Here is a 20,723-nt window from a genome sequence, read left to right as displayed (position 1 = left end):
TTATTTGTTTTCGTCATCGACTTCTTCAAAATCAGCGTCTACAACATCATCAGATCCACCTTGTGCATCTTCAGGGTTTGCTTCTGCTTGAGCTTGAGCAGCTTGTTCATACAATTTAACTGTTAAAGCTTGAACGATTTCATTTAATTCATCGCGTTTAGTTTTCATTGTTTCAAGATCATTTGCTTCAACAGCAGCTTTTAATTCATCACGAGCTTCTTCAGCTTTTTTAACTTCAGCTTCATCAACTTTACCTTCAAGTTCAGTGATTGTTTTATCAACTTGGAATAATAATTGATCTACTTCGTTACGTAATTCTACTTCTTCTTTACGAGCTTTGTCTGCTTCAGCATTAGATTCTGCATCTTTAACCATACGTTCGATTTCTTCATCTGTTAAACCTGAAGAAGATTTGATTGTAATCGTTTGTTCCTTTTGAGTTCCTAAATCTTTCGCACTTACGTTAACAATTCCGTTTTTATCAATATCAAATGTTACTTCGATTTGAGGAATACCACGAGGTGCAGCAGGAATATCAGTCAATTGGAAGCGACCTAACGTTTTGTTGTCAGCTGCCATTGGACGTTCACCTTGCATTACGTGTACATCAACAGCTGGTTGGTTATCAGCAGCAGTTGAGAATACTTGTGATTTACTTGTTGGAATGGTTGTATTACGGTCAATCAATTTAGTAAATACGCCACCCATTGTTTCAATACCTAATGATAATGGAGTAACATCTAATAATACGATATCTTTAACATCACCAGTGATAACTCCACCTTGGATTGCAGCACCCATTGCTACAACTTCATCCGGGTTAACAGATTTGTTTGGTTCTTTGCCAGCTTCTTTACGTACAGCATCTACAACAGCTGGAATACGTGTTGATCCACCAACTAAGATAACTTCATCAATTTCAGATGTGCTTAAACCAGCATCTTTAAGAGCTTGACGAACTGGTCCTTTAGTACGTTCTACTAAGTCATAAGTTAATTCATCAAATTTTGCACGAGTTAAGTTGATTTCTAAGTGCAATGGTCCAGCTTCACCAGCGGTAATAAATGGTAAGCTGATTTGTGTTGAAGTTACGCCTGATAAATCTTTTTTAGCTTTTTCAGCAGCATCTTTCAAACGTTGAACAGCCATTTTATCTTTAGATAAGTCAACACCGTTCTCTTTTTTAAACTCAGCTACCAAGTAGTCCATGATTTTGTTATCAAAATCATCTCCACCTAATTTGTTGTCTCCAGCAGTAGATAATACATCAAATACTCCGTCACCTAATTCAAGGATAGAAACGTCAAATGTACCACCACCAAGGTCAAATACTAATACTTTTTCTTCTTTATCTGTTTTGTCTAAACCATAAGCCAATGCAGCAGCAGTTGGTTCATTTACAATACGTTCAACTTCAAGACCAGCAATTCTACCAGCATCTTTTGTTGCTTGACGTTGTGCATCATTGAAGTAAGCAGGAACAGTGATAACAGCTTTATCAACTGTTTCGCCTAAATAGCTTTCAGCATAGCCTTTCAAGTATTGTAGAATTGTTGCAGAAATTTCTTGTGGTGTATATTTTTTCCCATCAACTTCAACTGAGTATCCAGCTTCGCCAATATGACGTTTGATTGAACTAATTGTATTAGGGTTTGTTACAGCCTGACGTTTTGCTACTTCCCCAACTTGCATTTCACCATTTTTAAAAGCTACGACTGAAGGAGTCGTACGGTTACCTTCTGGATTCGGAATAATTTTTGCTTCTCCGCCTTCTAATACAGCAACTGCTGAATTTGTTGTTCCTAAGTCAATACCAATTATTTTACCCATTCTAAATCCCTCATTTATCTATTATTTTAGTTTTTTATATTTTTATCCGTTTTATTGTGCAACGATGACCATTGCTGGACGCAATACACGTCCTTTTAAATCATACCCTTTTTGTAAAACTTGTACAACTGTTTCACTTGTTTGTCCGTCTTCAACGGGAACTGTTTGGACAGCCTGATGATAATTCGGATCAAATGATTCATTTAGAGGATCAATAACGTCAATTCCTTCGCTTTTTAGGGCAGCATTGAATGTTTCCATTACCATTTCGATTCCCTTTTTCAAATTTTTGCCCTGCTCGTCTGCTACTTCTATAGCTAAAGCACGTTCTAAGTTATCAATTACTGGCAGCAATTCAGTTGCTAAAGATTGAGAACGGAATTTAGCAGCGTCTTGACGCTCTTTTGCATTACGTTTTTGGATATTTGCCATTTCAGCTTGCACGCGCAAATATTTGTTTTCCATTTCTTCTAAAGCAGCTTTTGCTTCAGCAAGTTCATCTACTTCTGGTTGTTCAACTTCGACAGATTCAGTCGTTTCTTCAGGTTTAATAACCGTTTCTTCTACTGTTTCTGTTGTTGATTCTTCAACCACTTCTTGTTCTTGCTTCTTATCTTTATTTCTAGACACATCAACAGCTCCTTTTTGATTAATCTTCTACAGAATGATAGTAGTCGATTATTTTTTTTGAAAGCTCATTTCGAAATACATCCACAAGTCCGATCATTTTTGAATAAGGCATATTCGTTGGCCCCAATAATGCAATGACTCCTGAATTGTATCCTTCAATCTCATAGCTTGCCGTAATTAAACTAAACTCATTAAATAGCTCATTATTTAATTCCGTGCCAATTTTTACAGTGATTCCAGTAGTGCTGGGAATCACTAAAGAAGACAAGTCATGAGTACCATCCATCAAGGAATAAATAGACTTGAATTTTTCGACGTTTAATTCATTCGAAAAATCTAAAATATTCATTCTTCCACCAACATGCATCCTATCTTGTCCAGCCTTCAAAAAGATATCTTCGAAGGTGTTTATGAGCCCATCATTTGTTCTAACATACTTGTTTAGCAACAAAGGAATTTCAGTCTTCAGTCTTTTAAATACTTCCATTAACGGTAGACCAACCAATTGTTCATTAAAAATGCGAACAATTTTTTCTAGCTCGTTAACATCCATCGATTTTGGAATAGCAACAACTTGGTTTTCTACATGGCCTTTATCAGTTACTAAAATAGCCATGACTTGATAATCATTTAAGGGTACCAAACGAAAACCGGTTAAGATGCTTTCTTTAATTTCAGGACCTAACGTAATTGCCGTATAACTGGTCAACTGAGAAAGTAATTCAGCAGATTGAAAAACAATTTCATCCAACTGTCTAAATTGATTGCCTAAAGCATCTTTTATGACAGCAAGATCTTTTTTCTGAATTTTTGCTGGGTGCACTAGATAGTCTACATAAAAACGATAGCCCTTCAACGATGGAACACGACCTGATGACGAATGCGTTTTTTCAATGAAGCCTAATTCTTCAAGACGTCCCATTTCATTCCGAATGGTTGCTGAGCTAAAATTAATATCAGCTTCATTCATTAAGGTTTTAGACCCTATAGGCGTCTCATATGAAGTGTATAAGCGAATGATAGATTTTAAAATTAAAATCTGTCTTTCAGTTAACATGTTACCTCACCTCTTTTTTAGCACTTGAAACTATTGAGTGCTAATACATTTATTAATTTACCAAATATAATTGTTTCTGTCAATAATTTTTGCTTACTTTTTTGACTAATTTTGACGTTTAACCAAAATACTGAGTTTCCGCTTGATTTATTCGGTTTTTCGCTCAAAAAAAAGAGAGTAAAAATAAATCGCTTCATTTTTACTCTCTTTTTTTCATTAAATGATAGGAAACTCTTTTTTTGCTTTTTCTAGTTCAAACTTAATTTGAGAAAAACCAGTGCCGCCTAACGAGTTTCTACGTTCTACAGCTACACGCGCTTCTAACAATGAATAGACATCTTCTTGGATGACTGGAGCTGTTTCTTGAAACTCTGCTAAAGAAATATCTTGTAAGTAATTGCCTTTTTTTAAGCACTTCAACACTAATTTACCGACAATTTCATGTGCTTCTCTAAATGGAATACCTTTAGAAGCAAGATAATCGGCTAATTCCGTTGCGTTTGAAAAATCCTTTGTAGTTGCTTCACTCATTTTTTCTTCATGTATAATCATATCATCTAGCATACCCGCAAATATCGTCAAACAATCTTTAACGGTTTTTACTGTATCGAACATGCCTTCTTTGTCTTCTTGCAAATCCTTATTATAAGCTAGCGGCAAACTTTTCATCACCGTCAATAATGAAAATAAGTTGCCATATACTCTGCCAGTCTTACCACGTATTAGTTCTGCCATGTCAGGATTTTTCTTTTGCGGCATGATTGAACTTCCAGTTGAGAATGCATCTGTTAAACTAGCAAATTGATACTCGTGACTTGTCCAAAGAATGATTTCTTCGCAAAAACGAGAGAGATGCATCATTAATATACTGCTATTTGATAGAAATTCTAAGATGAAATCACGGTCGCTAACAGCATCCATACTATTTGAATAAACCGAACTGAAACCGAGTTGTTCAGCAGTGTATAAGCGATCAATTGGAAAGGTCGTTCCTGCTAAAGCAGCTGCTCCTAATGGTGAACAATCAATTCGTTTTAAGCTATCCTGGTATCTTTCTAAATCGCGTTTAAACATGTTGTAATAAGCCAATAAATGGTGCGCAAAAGATATTGGCTGTGCATGTTGCAAATGTGTATATCCAGGAATAATCGTTTCGACATGTTTTTCCGCTTTTAACAAAATAACTTTTTCAAGATCCACTAGTACTTCAGCGATTTCGCCAACTTGATTTTTCAAATAAAGGTGCATGTCTGTGGCCACTTGATCATTTCTGCTTCTTGCAGTATGCAATTTTCCAGCAACAGGTCCAATCTCTTTATGGAGCAGCGTTTCAATATTCAAATGAATATCTTCATTTTCAACAGAGAATTCCAACTCTTTTTTCCGGGCTTTTTCTAAAAGACTTTCTAACCCTTTGACGATTTCATCTGCTTCCTCTTGAAGAATAATAGCTGTTTTAGCCAACATTTTAACATGTGCCAAACTTCCTATAATGTCTTCTTCAGCTAAAACTTGGTCTACTTCAATCGAAGCACCAAACTCATCGATCCATTTTTGGTTTTCTCCTTCAAAACGACCGCCCCATAATTTTTTCATATTTGTCATCCTATCCGTATTTAAGAGTACTTTCTTTTTGGTTTATTTATTCTTAATGGCATCCTTAGGTTTATTCACTTCAGCGTGAACTTTTGTAGGCAGTCCCCATAATTTAATAAATCCAACAGAAGCTTCTTGATTAAATGTATCTGCAGAAGTGTACGTTGCTAAATCCTCATCATAAAGAGAATTTGGTGATTTTCTGCCTTCCACGATTGCGTGTCCTTTAAATAGTTTCACCCGTACCGTTCCATTTACATACTTTTGAGTCGATTTCAAGAAAGCAATCAAACTTTCAGTTAATGGGTTGTACCACAATCCGTTATAGATCATTTCAGTTATTTTTTGTTCGATAAGCGGTTTAAAGTGGGCAATATCTTTAACAAAAGTTAAATCTTCCAATTCTTTATGAGCCGTCATAAGCGTAACCGCTCCAGGAGCTTCATAGACTTCACGAGATTTGATACCAATCAATCTATTTTCGATATGATCGATCCGTCCAACTCCATGTTTTCCAGCAATGCTGTTCAACTGTTGAATCAAATCTGACAATTCATATTTAGAACCATCAAGTGCAATCGGTACACCTGCTAAAAACTCAATTTCAATAAGTTCAGGAGTATCAGGCGTATTTTCTAAACTCGCTGTTAAATCATAAGCCACTTCCGGTGGTGCGATCCAAGGATTTTCTAAAACACCGCATTCGTTGCTTCTTCCCCAAAGATTTTGATCGATAGAGAATGGATTATCTAAATCAATCGGAACCGGAATAGAATGTTCAATCGCATAATTGATTTCTTCTTCTCTTGACCATGTCCAATCACGAACAGGTGCAAGTACCGTTAATTGAGGCGCTAGAGAATGAATGGCTACTTCAAACCGAACTTGGTCATTTCCTTTTCCTGTACAACCATGTGCTACAGCTACGGCATCTTCTTTTATAGCTACTTCAACCAATTTTTTAGCAATGAGTGGACGAGACAACGCCGATATCAATGGGTATTTGCCTTCGTAATACGTATGTGCTTGTAAAGCAATCAATGCAAACTCATTTGCAAATTCTTCTTTAGCGTCGATCGTATAAGAAGCAGAAGCTCCGATTTGTATCGCTTTTTCTTTAATGAAATCTAAGTTTTTTCCTTCTCCTACATCTAAACAACAAGCAATGACTTCGTATCCTTCATCTATTAACCACTTAATAGATACTGAAGTATCCAATCCTCCTGAGTAAGCTAAAACTACTTTTCCTTTATTCATAAAAACACCTCATCCGATTAATTTTCTTGCATGAAAGTATCCTAACATGGCAAGAAGATTAAAACAAGCTTAAAGTGTTTTTTTATGCTAAATAGTGTATTTTTTAGCTTTATTCCGGAATAATATTGTATAAATTTATCGTTTATTCATAAAACGTGTATAAATTAGAACCACTGGTTAAAAATACCATTCATCAATTTATCATTAATAGACAAAAAAAAAGACAAGAAACAATCGGTCTCTTGTCTTTTTGGTTTAATTGATTTGGCATTAAGACAATTCATCTACCTGAGTTGAATAATCCTTTTTTTCAAAAAAATGTACCGTATCTAATTCATCTTGTTTCAATTGAGCGATCAAAGCATCAATGGAATCAAACTTTTCTTCACCTCGTAAATAGTCATGCCAAAACACCGTAACTTCTTCACCATAGATATCATCGCTAAAATCAAGAATGTACACTTCAACCGTCAATGGACGATTCGGTTCAAAAGTTACATTATGACCGATAGAGGCCATTCCTTTATAAACTTGACCACCAACTAAAATTTCAACAGCATACACGCCTATGCGTGGCAGCTTAACAAAATTTTCAACTTCAATATTGGCTGTCGGGAAACCAAGTAACCTTCCTCTAGCATCGCCATGTACGACTCTTCCTGGAGTAGCATAAGTATACCCTAAAAGTTTATTTGCAACAGCCATGTCGCCGATTTCTAAAGCTAAGCGAATGCGTGTAGAACTGATTTTTTTTTCTTTTAACGTTTGTTTCTCCACCACTACAATGTCAAAACGATTATTTGCGTACATTGGCAAATGCTCCATTGAAGCCACTTCTTTTTTACCAAATGTATAATCAAAACCAGCAACAACCGTTTTTGCATGGAGATTAATAATGTATTGTTCCACAAAATCTTGCGGAGATAAGCTAGCAAAGGCAGACGTAAAGTCTACTTCATAAAGGTAGTCAACCCCTATTTTATCCATCAGTTCTTCTTTACGAGAAACAGTGGAAAGATATTTGTGTTGATCAGGATCTAATTTTTTAAATACAATAGAAGGATGCTGATTAAACGTCATCACAGCTAATTTCAGATTGTTTTTATCAGCAATGTTTTTTGCTCTACCAATCACTTCTTGATGCCCTCTATGCACACCATCAAAAAAACCTAAAGCTAATACCACTTCATCTTCAGGGATTTCATTTGCTTGGTATGGATGACGCAGTTTAATGATTTTCATAGTGTAAAAACTCCTCTATATATTATTCCGTAAAACTTTGACGGGTTTTAAAAAATCTTTCTTTTGTGGATGGATAGCATAAATACTGACCGCTTTTTGCAGATAAGTAAAGACAACTGGCATAGATAACTCTTTAGGCACCGTATCCAGTGGCAGTACAGAGCCATTTTTTACTTTATCCAATAAAACTTCATCAATGTCGAATGACGCTAATTCTTTTAATCCAAATTCTAAAGGAAATAATGCTTCTTCAATTTCTTGCTGTTCCATTTTTTCAGCAACTTGAGCTAAGGTTAAACAATCGCTTGCTTTAAAAGTTCCACTTAATATACGTGTTAAGTCTGACATATGTGCCGGGTAACCCATCTTTGCGCCTAAATCCACTGCTAACGTACGGACATAAGTTCCTTTTCCACAAGCTACCTCAAATTTCCATGAAACAGTTCCTTGCTCTTCATCTACCAAAATATCCGAAGTACGTTTAAATGATTTTATGTCAGCTATTCGAACAGGGCGTTCAACCGTTTCACCAGCGCGAGCGTATTCATACAACTTTCTACCATTTACTTTTACAGCAGAATACATGGGCGGAACTTGAGTGATTTTTCCTTCCATTTCTTTCATTGCAGCGTCAACAGCTTCCAATGTTGGAATACGTTCTACTTTCACTTGTTCAACAATTTCACCACTACGGTCTTCTGTCGTTGTTGAATAGCCCAGTGTAATTTCACCTATGTACCCTTTACCTGTTTCCATCATGTATTCTACAACTTTTGTGGCTTTTCCAACACAAATAGGTAATACACCGTCGACATCTGGATCCAGAGTACCTGTATGTCCAATTTTTTTTGTTTTTAAAATTTTTCTAAGTTTAAATACACAATCATGGCTGGTCATGCCACGTTCTTTCCATAAAGGGAGAATACCTTCCATCGTTTAACCCCAACCTTCCATTTTTAACTCTCCTAGTATACCATATTTTTTTACTAATCGTCATGCTTTAAAAGTTGAGTAAACAACTAAAAATAATGGTTTTTTAATCAAAAATTTGATATTATTATACAGTTAATGATTTTCTGTAGGAGGATTACAAATGAATCCCATTAAAATAGTGACAGATTCTACTGTCCAATTATCAAAAGAAGAACAAGAAAAATACAATATTACAGTTGTACCACTAGCTGCAATGTTAGATCACTCGCTATATTATGATGATATTACTGTCTCTAAAGCTGAATTCTTACACCTAATGGAGAAAAGCCCAGTGTTGCCTAAGACTTCTCAACCTTCTATTGGGCAAATGGCGGAAACGTATAACCGCTTAGGATCCAATGGCAGTGAAGTCCTTTCGATTCATGTAGCTGGCTATTTAACCGGCACATGTTCTGCAGCTCAACAAGGAGCGATGTTATCTTCATCAAAGGTAACGATATTCGACAGCCAATTTGTCGATCGTCCACTAGCCTATCAAGTAATAAGGGCAGCTGAGTTAGCGCAACAAGGAGCGTCTATAGAAGAAATCAAACAAGAACTTGAATTGATTAAATGGAATACTAAAATGTATATTGGGATTGTCAACTTAGACAATTTAATTAAAGGTGGTCGCATGAACCAAACTTTAGGTCGAATTTCTACTTTCTTAAATATTAAACTGATGTTAAACTTCACACCTGAAGCGTTAATACCAGAAGTAAAAGGTAGAGGATTAAAAGCTTTACAAAAGAAAGTAGAAAGTATCATTATGGAGATGAAATCATCAGCTGACATCAAACAAATTGGTTTTACTCATATTGGTTTAAATCCTTTTTCCGAAAAAATTATTCGTTCACTGAAAGAAAATTTCCCTGGAGTTCCAATGCACATTGGTTATGCTTGCCCTACTTTAATGGCTCATGCTGGTAAAGAAGCATTTGCTATTTCTTACCTTAAAAAATAATTATTAAAAGAGGCTGGGATTTTCCCAGCCTCTTTTGCTATTCAATATTTAATTTTTTGATGCACAAATTGAACGGGTTTATAAAGTGAAACGTAAGACATAGCTTGGTTCCATAGCAATTGAACAGGTTATTTAGTCGGTATTTTTAACACTTGGCCAACCGTTATGACATTAGCACTAGCTAACTTATTAGCGGTGACGATTGACTGAACTTTCACCCCATATTTATTAGCAATACTGTATAGTGTATCTCCTGATTTAACCTTATAGTTCATTGTCGTTGCTGCAAGTTTAGCAGGAATCTTTAGAATCTGACCGATTTTCAGCAAATTTGGGTTAGTCAATTTATTGGTATCCACTAACTGTTGAACCGTTACATTGTGTGCCTTAGCAATTTTGATCAATATATCACCCGCCTTGACAGTATAATTAGTAGTCGGAATAATGAGTAGTTGACCAACACGAATCAAGTTCATATTCGTTAGCTGATTAGCTGTTGTCAATTGTTGAACTGTAACACCATACAATGCGGAAATTTTAGTTAATGTATCTCCAGATTTAACAACGTGTTGACCACTGCTAGCTTTAGTTGGTATGGTCGATAATAATTGGCTCACCGTAACGAATGTATAACCTTTTGCTTTCAATTGGTTGATCATCGTTTGAAGGGCTCCTGGAGTGCCTGGTGCTCCTTCTCCTGTGTGCATCAAAACAATCATTCCTGGAGTTTCATTATTTACTACTTTTTTAGTGATTTCTGATGAAGAAACACCTTTCCAATCGACAGTATCAATTGTCCAACCAATGGTGTTTGTATAACCTAAATTTCCCACTGCTAATAATGTAGCCGTGTTTACCGAACCAAAAGGTGCACGGAAATAAGGTTTCGTGGTCTTCCCCGCCGTTTTTTTAATAGCGGCGTCTGCTTTATCTAATTCTGTTTTAATCTGAGTTGCGGTCATTTTAGTGAAATTAGGATGATAATAAGAATGATTTCCTATTTCGTGACCTTGAGAAACAATCATTTTAATCAATTGTGGATGATTTTCAGCTGCTTTTCCAGTAATGAAAAAGGTAGATTTAATTTTATTGGTGTTTAAAATTTGTAGAATCTTAGTAATATTTTTACCATCGGCCCCATCATCAAATGTTAAGGCAACCACTTTAGACGTCGTATTTCCTTTAGTAACATACTGAGAGCTAGCTGCAGTAACGGGTAAAGCAAAAGCTAAGCTGATTAAGAGCAAAAATGATACTAGAAGGCTAACCAATCCAAATTTAAAACGCATTTTACTCACTCCTTTATTTTTTTAAGTAAGTTTTTCAATGCGATTTTATACTATGTTATTGGCCCTTCTTTCACCTTTATTATACCACTTCGAACAACTATTCTAGTTTTTAATAAATTTTTTTAATCCTTTTATTTTAAAATTTTTACAAAAAAACCTCCAAAAGGTTGCCCCTTGGAGGTTTTTTTTAGTCTTTATTTAAATTACGCAACAATTCATCAATATGATTTCCATATTCAACAGATTCATCACGTTCAAAACTGATTTCTGGCGTTTTGTAGAGCGACAAACGTTTGCCTAACTCACTTCTAACTAAACCAGATGCTTTATCTAATCCTAATTGCGTTTTTTCACGTTCACTAGCTTTATCAGATAGAATACTATAAAAAACAGTTGCTTGTTGGAGATCACCGGTTACACGTACGTCGGTTATATTTACATCAGCAACCCGTGGATCTTTCACGCGTTTTTTCAAGATATCATTTACTTCTCTTTGAATTTCTTGTGAAACACGTCCAATTCTATGATTTGCCATGTTTAACCCTTCTTTCTTACGTATTACTTACGTTTAATTTCAACCATTTCATAAGCTTCAATAATATCATCAACTTCAACTTCATTGTAATCTTTGACCATAAATCCACATTCAAAGCCTTTTTTAACTTCTTTAGCGTCGTCTTTAAAGCGTTTCAAACTTGCTAATTCGCCTTCAAAGATAACGATATTATCACGAATCAAGCGGATGCTGCTGCTACGAGTGATGTAACCATCTGTAACAAATCCTCCGGCAATTGTTCCAACTTTAGATACTTTGAATGTTTCACGAACAACCGCTTGTCCGGTTACTTTTTCTTCGTATTCAGGGTCTAATAGACCTTTCATAGCTGTTTCAATTTCATCGATTGCGTTATAAATGATGCGGTGTAAACGGATATCTACTTGCTCTTGATCAGCTTGAATTTTAGCTTGAGGAGTTGGACGAACGTTAAAACCGATAATGATAGCATTACTTGCAGCAGCTAGAGTAATATCACTTTCGTTGATTGCTCCAACAGCAGTATGAATCATTTTTACACGTACGCCTTCTACATCAATTTTTTGCAAACTTGATGATAATGCTTCAGCAGAACCTTGTACGTCTGCTTTGATGATAACATTAACTTCTTTCAATTCTCCTTCTTGCAAACTAGAGAATAAGTTATCGATTGTTACGCGGTTCGTTACCGAACGTTGCTCAGCCATTGCTTTTTTCTCACGTGTTTCGCCTGCAGCACGAGCTGTTTTTTCGTCTTCAAAGACAACAAATTGATCTCCCGCTTGAGGAGCAGTGTTTAATCCAGTGATTTCAACTGGAGCAGAAGGACCAGCATGTTTAACGCGACGGCCATTTTCGTTGACCATTACACGGACACGTCCATAAGTGTTTCCAACTACAATAGGGTCTCCAACATTAAGTGTTCCTTCTTGTACAAGTAAAGTCGCAATTGGACCTTTAGATTTATCTAAACGAGCTTCGATTACTGAACCAAGAGCTAAACGTTTAGGATCAGCTTTCAAATCTTCAACTTCAGCGACAAGTAAAATCATTTCTAATAATTCGTCTAAGTTTTGACCGAATTTAGCTGAGATTTCAACGAATATTGTATCTCCGCCCCAAGATTCTGGAACTAAACCGTATTCTGTTAATTCTTGCATCACACGTTCAGGGTTAGCATCTGGTTTATCCACTTTGTTTACAGCTACGATAATTGGAACTTCAGCAGCTTTAGCATGATTGATAGCTTCAACTGTTTGTGGCATAACTCCATCATCAGCCGCAACAACGATAATTGTAATATCCGTTACGTCTGCTCCACGAGCACGCATTGTTGTGAAGGCAGCGTGTCCTGGTGTATCTAAGAAAGTAATGGTTTTTCCATCAACATCAACTTGATAAGCACCAATATGTTGTGTAATTCCGCCGGCTTCGCCTAAACTTACTTTTGTATTTCTAAGTGAGTCTAACAAAGTTGTTTTACCATGGTCAACGTGTCCCATGATTGTGACTACTGGTGGACGAGTGATAAGATTTTCTTCAACCACTTCTTGATCAAAGTAAATATCTAAATCAGAAACGTCTACTTGAATTTTTTCTTCTGTTTGAATACCATATTCTTCAGCAAGTAATTCAATAGCTTCTTTACCTAAACTTTGGTTCAGAGTTGCTACAACACCAAGCAAGAATAGTTTTTTGATAATTTCAGCTGGTTCACGGTAAATCTTTTTAGATATATCCGCTACAGTCATACCATCTGTGTACACTAGAACTTCAGGTAGTTCTTTAAATTTACGTGCAACTGGTGGTGCTACTGGTTTAGTTTCACCTTTTTTACCTTTTCTCTTACGTTTGTTAAATCCACCATGTGTTCCTACGCTTCCACGGTTAAATGGTCTGTTACCAGTACGTTTATTCTTATTTGGACCTTGAGTTGTCGTACGTTGTTGTGTTTGGTTTCCAGTCCCAGTTTGGGCAGCTGAACTACTTGTAGTAGTTGGTTTGTTTGTTGCTGCCGGTCTGTTTGTTGCTGCTGGCTTATTTGTTGCAGCCGGTTTGTTCGTTGCTGGTTTGTTTGTTTGATTGGATTGATTCTTCTGATTCGTTATAGGATTACCACCTTTTTGATTTTTTGTACTTGAAGTACTTGTTGATCCATTTTTATTAGTTGAAACAAAAATACGATTAAGTTGTTCTACTTGTTTATCTTCCATTGAAGACATATGACTATTGTAGTCAATCCCAAGTTCTTTCGCTTTATCAATAACACTTTTAGTTGGTACATCCAATTCTTTGGCGTACTCATAAACACGTTTTTTAGCCATGTTATCACCCTCCAATTAAATTGATAATAATTCTCGGAATTTTTTTCCAAAGCCATTATCCGTGATGGTGCAAATAGTTCGTTCTCTTCCTATTGCTTGGCTTAACTCACTTCTCGTAAAGTGAATTATAAAAGGAATATGATAATAATTGCACTTATCCGAGATTTTCTTCTTAGTATTTTCACTAGCATCTGTAGCCACAATAACAACTTTTGCAGATAGATTTCTGATTTCTTTCAAACTCAGGTCTTCTCCAGTAGTAAGCTTGCCTGCTCTTGTTGCCATACCTAAAAGATTTAATACTTTTTGTTCTTCTATCATAAACTCATCCTAGCTTTTTGATGCGTAACATAATCCAACAGTTTTTGATAAAAATCATCGTCTAATGCTGTTCCCAATACTTTATCTAGCACATGTTTTTCCCATGCAGCTTGTACAATTTCAGGTTCAATTGAGACATAAGCACCTCGCCCAGGCAGTTTACCACTAGGATCGATTGATACTTGATTTTCTTTATTAATCACAATTCGAATCATATCTTTTTTTGGTTTCATTTCATTGGAAATAACACATTTCCGCATAGGTATTTTGCGTTTTTGCATTGTCATCACCTCTTGTTAGTCTTCAACGTTGTTGCGTTCTTCAGCTAACTCAATCAGCTCTTCTGCAGCTTCAGCATCTAGATTGCCTTCTTCGATGTCAGCATCCATCGTGATTTCATCAAATTCAGTATCTAAGTCCTCAACCGTTTGAATGATTTCTTCTTCATTCATTTCTTGTTCTTGACTTTCAATTGTCTCAATAACTTCAGCATACTCTGCATCTTTTACTAATCCAGCTTCTTCTTTAGCTAATTGAATAGCCGCCATGTCTGTTTCAGATTTGATATCGATTTTATAGCCTGTTAATTTAGCTGCTAATCGAGCATTTTGACCACGTTTACCAATAGCAAGAGACAATTGGTAATCAGGTACAACTACTAAACAACTACCGGCAGCTTCATTAAAGGTTACACTGACAACTTGAGCAGGATTTAAAGCATTTCCGATATAAGTTGCTGGATCTGCATCCCATTCTACTATATCCATGTTTTCACCTTTTAGCTCATTGACAATAGCTTGTACACGTTGTCCTTTAGGTCCGACACAAGTTCCAACAGGATCGATATTTTCTTCTCTAGAACGAACCGCTACTTTAGCACGGTCTCCAGCTTCTCTAGCAATCGAAACGATTTCGACAACTCCGTCATAGATTTCAGGAACTTCTTGTTCGAATAACCGTTTTAATAAATCAGGATGGCTACGACTAACAAAAATTTGTGGTCCTTTTGACGTGTTTTCTACTTTTGTTACATATACTTTGATACGATCATGAGGTTTGTACACTTCATTAGGAATTTGTTCTTGCTTAGATAATACAGCTTCGATTTTTCCTAAATTAACGTAGATATAACGATGATCTTGTCGTTCAACGATTCCTTGCATAATGTCATTTTCATAAGCAATAAATTCATTGTAGATAATATTTCTTTCCGCTTCGCGTACACGTTGCATGATAACTTGTTTAGCTGTTTGAGCAGCAATTCGTCCAAAGTCTTTTGGCGTTACTTCGAAACGGATTTTGTCGCCTAATTCATAAGCTTTATTTAATTCTAAAGCTTCTTCAAGGCCTACTTCAAGGCGAGAGTCATAAACTACATCTGCCACTTCTTTAACAGAATAAACATGAATGTTTCCTTTTTTTAAATCAAATTCAACCTCAACGTTTTGTGCTTGATCATAATTTCTTTTGTAAGCCGAAATCAAGGCAACTTCTAGCGCTTCAATAACGAATTCTTTTGGAATTCCTTTTTCTTGTTCTAAAGCATTAAGAGCATTTAACATTTCTTTGCTCATTTCTCACTTCACTCCTGTCTCTAACAATCATTTAATTAAAATTGAATGGCTCTTCTAGCTTTTGCAATTATTTTACGGCTGAAATCGATATCTTTCACTCTCGTTTTGACGCGAATAGTCAACGTTAACGTTTCATCGTTTACTTCTTTTAATGTTCCTTCATAGACTTTTTCACCATCTACAGGTTCATATAAAGAAATATGGATGTATTCTCCGATTGAATCTGTATAATCTTGTTCTTTTTTTAATGGTCTTTCAGCTCCAGGAGATGAGACCTCCAAGAAATAGGCTTGCGGTATTGGATCCGGATCAATTTTGTCCATATGTTGGCTAATTTGCTCACTAACTAATGCACAGTCTTCTAAATCAATTCCTTCTGGTTTATCAATGTAAACTCTTAAAAACCAATTTTGACCCTCTTTTACAAATTCTATATCTACCAATTCAAACTGATTTCTTTCAACAATAGGTTGCACGATTTCAGTTACTGTTTCTACCACATTACTCAACTTTTTCGCCTCCTTATAGTTAGTTTTATAACTTACTGCCGAAAAAGAGTGAGCGTCACCGCTCACTCTCAACAGAATATCTAAATCCAAATAAATAATACCATAAAATCACGCAATAAGCAACAAAACACTATCAAATAAGTCTTTTCAGTCGATTTTCAACTTGGTTTATTTTCTAATTTAGAGAGGTTAAAAATAAGTGATTAAAAGAGATCAAATAAAGACAATTGATTTTCATCAGGCAATCCTTTTAATACTCCATTCTCATTTAAATATTCAATAACCGTTTTAGAAACTTTTCCTCTTTTAGCTAAATCTTCTTTTGAAAGAAACGGTTTATCTTTTCTTGCTTCTATAATTTGCTTAGCAACGTTAGCTCCCAAACTAGGTACTGCTCTAAATGGTGCAATCAGCGTATTGCCTTCAATAACAAAATCTGACGCATCTGATTTTGCTAAATCAACCATTTTAAATTCAAATCCTCGTTCGACCATTTCATTAGTCAATTCTAAAACCGTTAGCAGATTTTTCTCTTTCGTTGAAGCATCTAACCCTTTATCGGTTATTTCTTTCATTTTCAGTTTTATGCTGTCTTTCCCTTTAGCCATAGCAACTAAATCAAAATCATCTGCACGGACAGAAAAATATGCAGCATAATAAAGAATCGGAAAATGAACTTTGTAATAGGCTACCCGTAAAGCCATTAGCACGTATGCGGCCGCATGGGCTTTAGGGAACATATACTTAATTTTTAAACAAGAATCGATGTACCACTCTGGTATATTTTCATCTCGCATAGCTTTTTGCCAATCATCAGGAATTCCTTTTCCTTTACGAACCGATTCCATAATTTTAAAGGCTAAGCCATCTTCCATCCCGTTATGAATCAGGTAAACCATAATATCATCACGACAACCGATTACTTCTGATAATGGAATATCATTCACGCGAATCAATTCTTCCGCATTTCCTAACCATACATCCGTCCCGTGTGACAATCCTGATATTTGTAACAATTCAGCAAAGGTTGTTGGTAAGGTTTCTTCCAACATTCCTCTTACAAAACGCGTACCAAATTCCGGAATGCCTAAAGTACCCGTTTTCGACTGGATTTGTTCAGGAGTTACTCCTAGAACTTCGGTACCACCAAAAATTTTCATTACTTCTGGATCATCGGTAGGAATAGTTTTAGGATCGACTCCAGATAAATCTTGTAGCATTCTGATAACAGTTGGATCATCGTGACCCAGTATATCTAATTTTAAAACATTGTCATGAATCGAATGGAAATCAAAATGGGTCGTTTTCCATTCTGAATCTTGTGCATCAGCTGGAAATTGAATAGGGGTAAAATCATAAACATCCATATAATCCGGTATAACGATAATACCACCTGGATGCTGTCCTGTTGTTCGTTTAACTCCTGTTGACCCTTTTGCTAAGCGATCGATTTCTGCAGCACGTAAATTCAAATTATTGTCTCGTTCATAGCCTTTTACATAGCCGAATGCCGTTCTGTCAGCTACGGTACCGATTGTTCCCGCACGGAATACATATTCTTCACCAAAGAGTTCCTTCGTATAATTATGAGCTTTAGATTGATAATCACCGGAGAAATTCAAATCAATATCCGGTACTTTATCTCCATAAAATCCCAAGAACGTTTCAAAAGGAATATCGTGTCCATCTTTATGCAAACGAGCTCCACATTCAGGACAAGCTTTATCTGGTAGATCATACCCTGAACCCACTGAGCCATCTGTGAAAAATTCAGAATACTGACACTTAGGACAACTATAATGAGGCGGCATTGGGTTTACTTCGGTAATTCCAGTCATTGTTGCAACAAAACTGGAACCGACAGATCCCCGTGAACCAACTAAATAGCCATCTGACATACTTTTATGCACCAATTTTTGCGAAATCAAGTAGATAACTGAGAAACCATTACCAATAATACTGTTCAATTCTTTTTCGATTCTTTTTTCAATAATATCCGGCAATGGATTGCCATATAATCGATGTGCTTCATCATAACTTAATTGACGAATTTCATCTTCTGAACCTTCAATTTTAGGAGTATAAAGATCGGTTTTTATGGGTGTAATAGCATCGTCAACCATATCGACAATTTTATTTGTGTTTTTAACAACGATTTGTTGTGCCGTTTCTTCTCCTAAAAACGAGAAAGTTTCCAGCATTTCTGTCGTTGTTCTAAAATGTACTTCAGGCAATTCAGATCTATTTAAAGGATTTGCTCCGCCTTGAGAATTGATCAATATTTTGCGGTAAATGCTATCTTCAGGATTTAAGTAATGCACATTTCCGGTTGCAACTACTGGAATGTTTAAATCCTCTCCAATTTTAACAAGGTTACGAATAATTTCTTCTAAATCCGACTCATCTTTCACTAATTCTTGTTCAATCAAAGGAGCGTAAACTTCTTTTGGCATAACTTCGATATAATCATAAAACTTCGCTTTATTTTTTGCTTCATCAAACCCTTTTTGCATCATTGCTTCAAATACTTCACCTTGACTACAGGCTGTTCCAATAATCAAACCTTCTCGCAGTTTAATCAGCTCAGAACGTGGCAAGCGTGCAGTCCGATAAAAATAATCGACCATGGATGAAGAAATCAATTTAAACAGATTTTTCAATCCAGTTTGTGTTGTGGCAATAATCGTTGCATGAAAAGGTCGAGCTCGTTTATATGCATCCCCTTCACCTGTATGCTCATTCAATTGATCTTGAAAATGGATGTCATGCTCTTCTCTAGCTTCTTTTAGAAACACCCAGCACAAGTGCCCAGTTGTTTCAGCATCAAAAATAGCTCGGTGATGCTGTTCTAAATTGACACCATATTTTTTAGCTAACGTATTTAAACGATGGCTTTTGAATTGTGGATGTAAAAAACGTGACAATTCTAACGTATCAATCACTGGGTTTTCAGCATCCGGTATGTTGTGTTTCGCGTTACTAGTGTTCAAAAATCCCATATCAAAACTAGCATTATGCGCAACTAAGATTGAATCTCCAGCGAATTCTTTAAATAAAGTCAATACTTCTTCTTCAGACTTTGAACCCTGTACCATTTCATCTGTAATACCAGTCAAATTAATTGTCGTTTGCGATAATGGATGTCCTGGATCAATAAATTGTTCAAAAGACTCAATAATATTCCCTTTATGCATTTTAACGGCTGATAGCTCAATAATACTGTTGTACACAGCAGAAAGTCCGGTCGTTTCTACGTCAAAAACAACGTACGTTGCATCTGTTAGTTCAATGTGTTTAGGATTATATGCAATTGGCACACCATCATCCACTATATTAGCTTCAATGCCATAAAGAATTTTTATGCCATTTTTTTGACCTGCATGAAAAGCATCTGGAAAAGATTGAGCACCAAAATGGTCGGTTATTGCAACAGCCTTATGTCCCCATTTAGCTGCTTGGTTGACTAAATCTGTGACCGTATTGGTTGCATCCATTTGGCTCATATTGCTGTGCAAATGCAATTCTACACGTTTGCCATCTTCTGGAGCAGTATCTTTACGACTTTCATGATCCCATTCCGTAATGTCTTGAGCGTTCAAGACTAAATCACGCATAAAATTGTCTTCTTGAACGCTTCCTCTTGCTCGAACCCACATCCCTTTTTTGATTGCTGCAAAAGCTGCCTCATCTTCAGGAGTATTCGAGAATTTTTTCACTGAAAAAGAAGACGTGTAGTCAGTCATTTTTAAGATCAATAACTGTCTTTCGGATCTTAATACACGCACCTCAACATCAAAGACGTATCCTTCAATAGTGACACGGCGCTCTTCTTCAATGATTTGATCCATTGATTTAATCTCTTCTTTAGCTGTAATTTTCCGACCTAAAACAACCTGACCTTTATGAGCTTGAACTTGATTTTTATTTTGTTTCTTTTCTTGTTCAGCCTTTTGAATATTTTCATTCGCACGGATCGCCAATAGCGTTTCAGATTCTTCTTTTTTCGCTTGAAATTCTGCTATTTTTTTCAAATGTGCCTCTTCATCAATAATCGGCTCAATTTTAAACTTTGGAAAACCCAAAGAAGCATACGCTTCTTCAACTGGTGGAAGGTACTGATTCATTAAATGGCCTTTTACAACTTCGTTTTCAACATGAAATTGGATTTTTTTCCCATTTAAAAGTGGAAACTGTTCTCTAAAAGGTTTGTCGCATAATGGTGAAGAAACTTCGCTTAACTTCACTGCTGCTGCCCAGTAATGTTCTAATTTCTCAATCGTCAGTACCGGCTGAAGTGTCTCGATAGTTAATTTAACATTAGCAATCGAATGAAACGCCAATTGCATTTTTTCTGAAAGATTTTGATACACTTCAAACGGTAAAATGTCTTGAAATTGCAAATGAAAATGCCAGCATTTTGACACTTTATGAACCGTAACTTTTAAAACTTTGGCTTGATAAAAATACGGTGTGTAACGTTCTTCATGCTGTAAGCCCACTTGTTCTAGTAATTTTTGAAATAATTCTTCTTGGTTTAAACTCATGAGAAACTCCTTTCACTTGCTAAGGGTATGACGAAAGAAAAACACTTAGCAATCGAACAACTAATTGCAAAAGGAGTAC

16 protein-coding genes are annotated in these 20,723 nt (G+C 36.0%); 1 reads left to right on the top strand and 15 read right to left on the bottom strand.

Annotated features, from left to right (window positions below; genetic code table 11):
* The 7 genes from dnaK to truB all read right to left on the bottom strand — a co-directional run bounded on the left by dnaK (position 1) and on the right by truB (position 8,545).
* Positions 1-1,830, bottom strand: a complete 1,830-nt coding sequence (gene dnaK / locus BP18_RS05115) for a molecular chaperone DnaK (RefSeq protein WP_029278339.1) — start codon at positions 1,828-1,830, stop codon at positions 1-3.
* A 51-nt stretch (positions 1,831-1,881) separates the two neighbouring features.
* The gene (gene grpE / locus BP18_RS05110) at positions 1,882-2,460 is read right to left on the bottom strand and encodes a nucleotide exchange factor GrpE (protein ID WP_029278340.1); all 579 of its coding nucleotides are present in this window, start codon (positions 2,458-2,460) and stop codon (positions 1,882-1,884) included.
* A 19-nt stretch (positions 2,461-2,479) separates the two neighbouring features.
* Positions 2,480-3,517, bottom strand: coding sequence for a heat-inducible transcriptional repressor HrcA (gene hrcA / locus BP18_RS05105; RefSeq protein WP_007724518.1), 1,038 nt, complete (start codon positions 3,515-3,517; stop codon positions 2,480-2,482).
* A 216-nt stretch (positions 3,518-3,733) separates the two neighbouring features.
* Positions 3,734-5,113, bottom strand: coding sequence for an argininosuccinate lyase (argH, locus tag BP18_RS05095; protein ID WP_029276976.1), 1,380 nt, complete (start codon positions 5,111-5,113; stop codon positions 3,734-3,736).
* Between the two features lie 42 nt (positions 5,114-5,155).
* Positions 5,156-6,370, bottom strand: coding sequence for an argininosuccinate synthase (locus BP18_RS05090; RefSeq protein ID WP_029276974.1), 1,215 nt, complete (start codon positions 6,368-6,370; stop codon positions 5,156-5,158).
* A 270-nt stretch (positions 6,371-6,640) separates the two neighbouring features.
* The gene (gene ribF / locus BP18_RS05085; protein WP_007724524.1) at positions 6,641-7,612 is read right to left on the bottom strand and encodes a riboflavin biosynthesis protein RibF; all 972 of its coding nucleotides are present in this window, start codon (positions 7,610-7,612) and stop codon (positions 6,641-6,643) included.
* A gap of 15 nt (positions 7,613-7,627) precedes the next feature.
* The gene (gene truB / locus BP18_RS05080; RefSeq protein WP_007724526.1) at positions 7,628-8,545 is read right to left on the bottom strand and encodes a tRNA pseudouridine(55) synthase TruB; all 918 of its coding nucleotides are present in this window, start codon (positions 8,543-8,545) and stop codon (positions 7,628-7,630) included.
* Between the two features lie 160 nt (positions 8,546-8,705).
* Between truB and BP18_RS05075 the strand changes: the two genes are divergently transcribed.
* Positions 8,706-9,548: a DegV family protein gene (locus BP18_RS05075; RefSeq protein ID WP_007724529.1), complete on the top strand. Its 843-nt coding sequence runs from the start codon at positions 8,706-8,708 to the stop codon at positions 9,546-9,548.
* Between the two features lie 128 nt (positions 9,549-9,676).
* Here the strand turns inward: BP18_RS05075 and BP18_RS05070 are convergent, their stop codons facing one another.
* From BP18_RS05070 to BP18_RS05035, 8 genes are all read right to left on the bottom strand, one after another.
* The gene (locus BP18_RS05070; protein WP_029276971.1) at positions 9,677-10,837 is read right to left on the bottom strand and encodes a LysM peptidoglycan-binding domain-containing protein; all 1,161 of its coding nucleotides are present in this window, start codon (positions 10,835-10,837) and stop codon (positions 9,677-9,679) included.
* A gap of 187 nt (positions 10,838-11,024) precedes the next feature.
* Entirely contained in the window at positions 11,025-11,372 is a 348-nt protein-coding gene (rbfA, locus tag BP18_RS05065; protein WP_007724533.1) for a 30S ribosome-binding factor RbfA, read from the bottom strand.
* Between the two features lie 23 nt (positions 11,373-11,395).
* Positions 11,396-13,696 carry a translation initiation factor IF-2 gene (infB, locus tag BP18_RS05060; protein WP_035050387.1) on the bottom strand — a complete coding sequence of 767 codons (2,301 nt, stop codon included), beginning with the start codon at positions 13,694-13,696 and terminating at the stop codon, positions 11,396-11,398.
* 15 nt (positions 13,697-13,711) lie between these two features.
* Complete coding sequence (locus BP18_RS05055) at positions 13,712-14,017, bottom strand: L7Ae/L30e/S12e/Gadd45 family ribosomal protein (RefSeq protein WP_029276969.1); 306 nt, start codon at positions 14,015-14,017, stop codon at positions 13,712-13,714.
* Complete coding sequence (rnpM, locus tag BP18_RS05050; RefSeq protein WP_007725521.1) at positions 14,014-14,298, bottom strand: RNase P modulator RnpM; 285 nt, start codon at positions 14,296-14,298, stop codon at positions 14,014-14,016. The genes BP18_RS05055 and rnpM overlap by 4 nt, the downstream gene beginning before the upstream one ends.
* 15 nt (positions 14,299-14,313) lie before the next feature.
* On the bottom strand, positions 14,314-15,591 hold the full coding sequence (gene nusA / locus BP18_RS05045; protein WP_029276967.1) for a transcription termination factor NusA: 1,278 nt from the start codon (positions 15,589-15,591) through the stop codon (positions 14,314-14,316).
* 35 nt (positions 15,592-15,626) lie between these two features.
* Positions 15,627-16,100 carry a ribosome maturation factor RimP gene (gene rimP, locus BP18_RS05040; protein WP_007725523.1) on the bottom strand — a complete coding sequence of 158 codons (474 nt, stop codon included), beginning with the start codon at positions 16,098-16,100 and terminating at the stop codon, positions 15,627-15,629.
* Positions 16,101-16,303: 203 nt separating this feature from the next.
* Positions 16,304-20,644: a PolC-type DNA polymerase III gene (locus BP18_RS05035; RefSeq protein WP_029276965.1), complete on the bottom strand. Its 4,341-nt coding sequence runs from the start codon at positions 20,642-20,644 to the stop codon at positions 16,304-16,306.
* Between the last annotated feature and the right edge of the window lie 79 nt (positions 20,645-20,723).

Source organism: Carnobacterium jeotgali MS3, from assembly GCF_000745125.1.
GTDB classification, from domain to species: domain Bacteria; phylum Bacillota; class Bacilli; order Lactobacillales; family Carnobacteriaceae; genus Carnobacterium_B; species Carnobacterium_B jeotgali.
The sequence above is the reverse complement of the archived record's forward strand: the minus strand, read 5'-3'. Positions and strand labels throughout refer to the sequence as shown.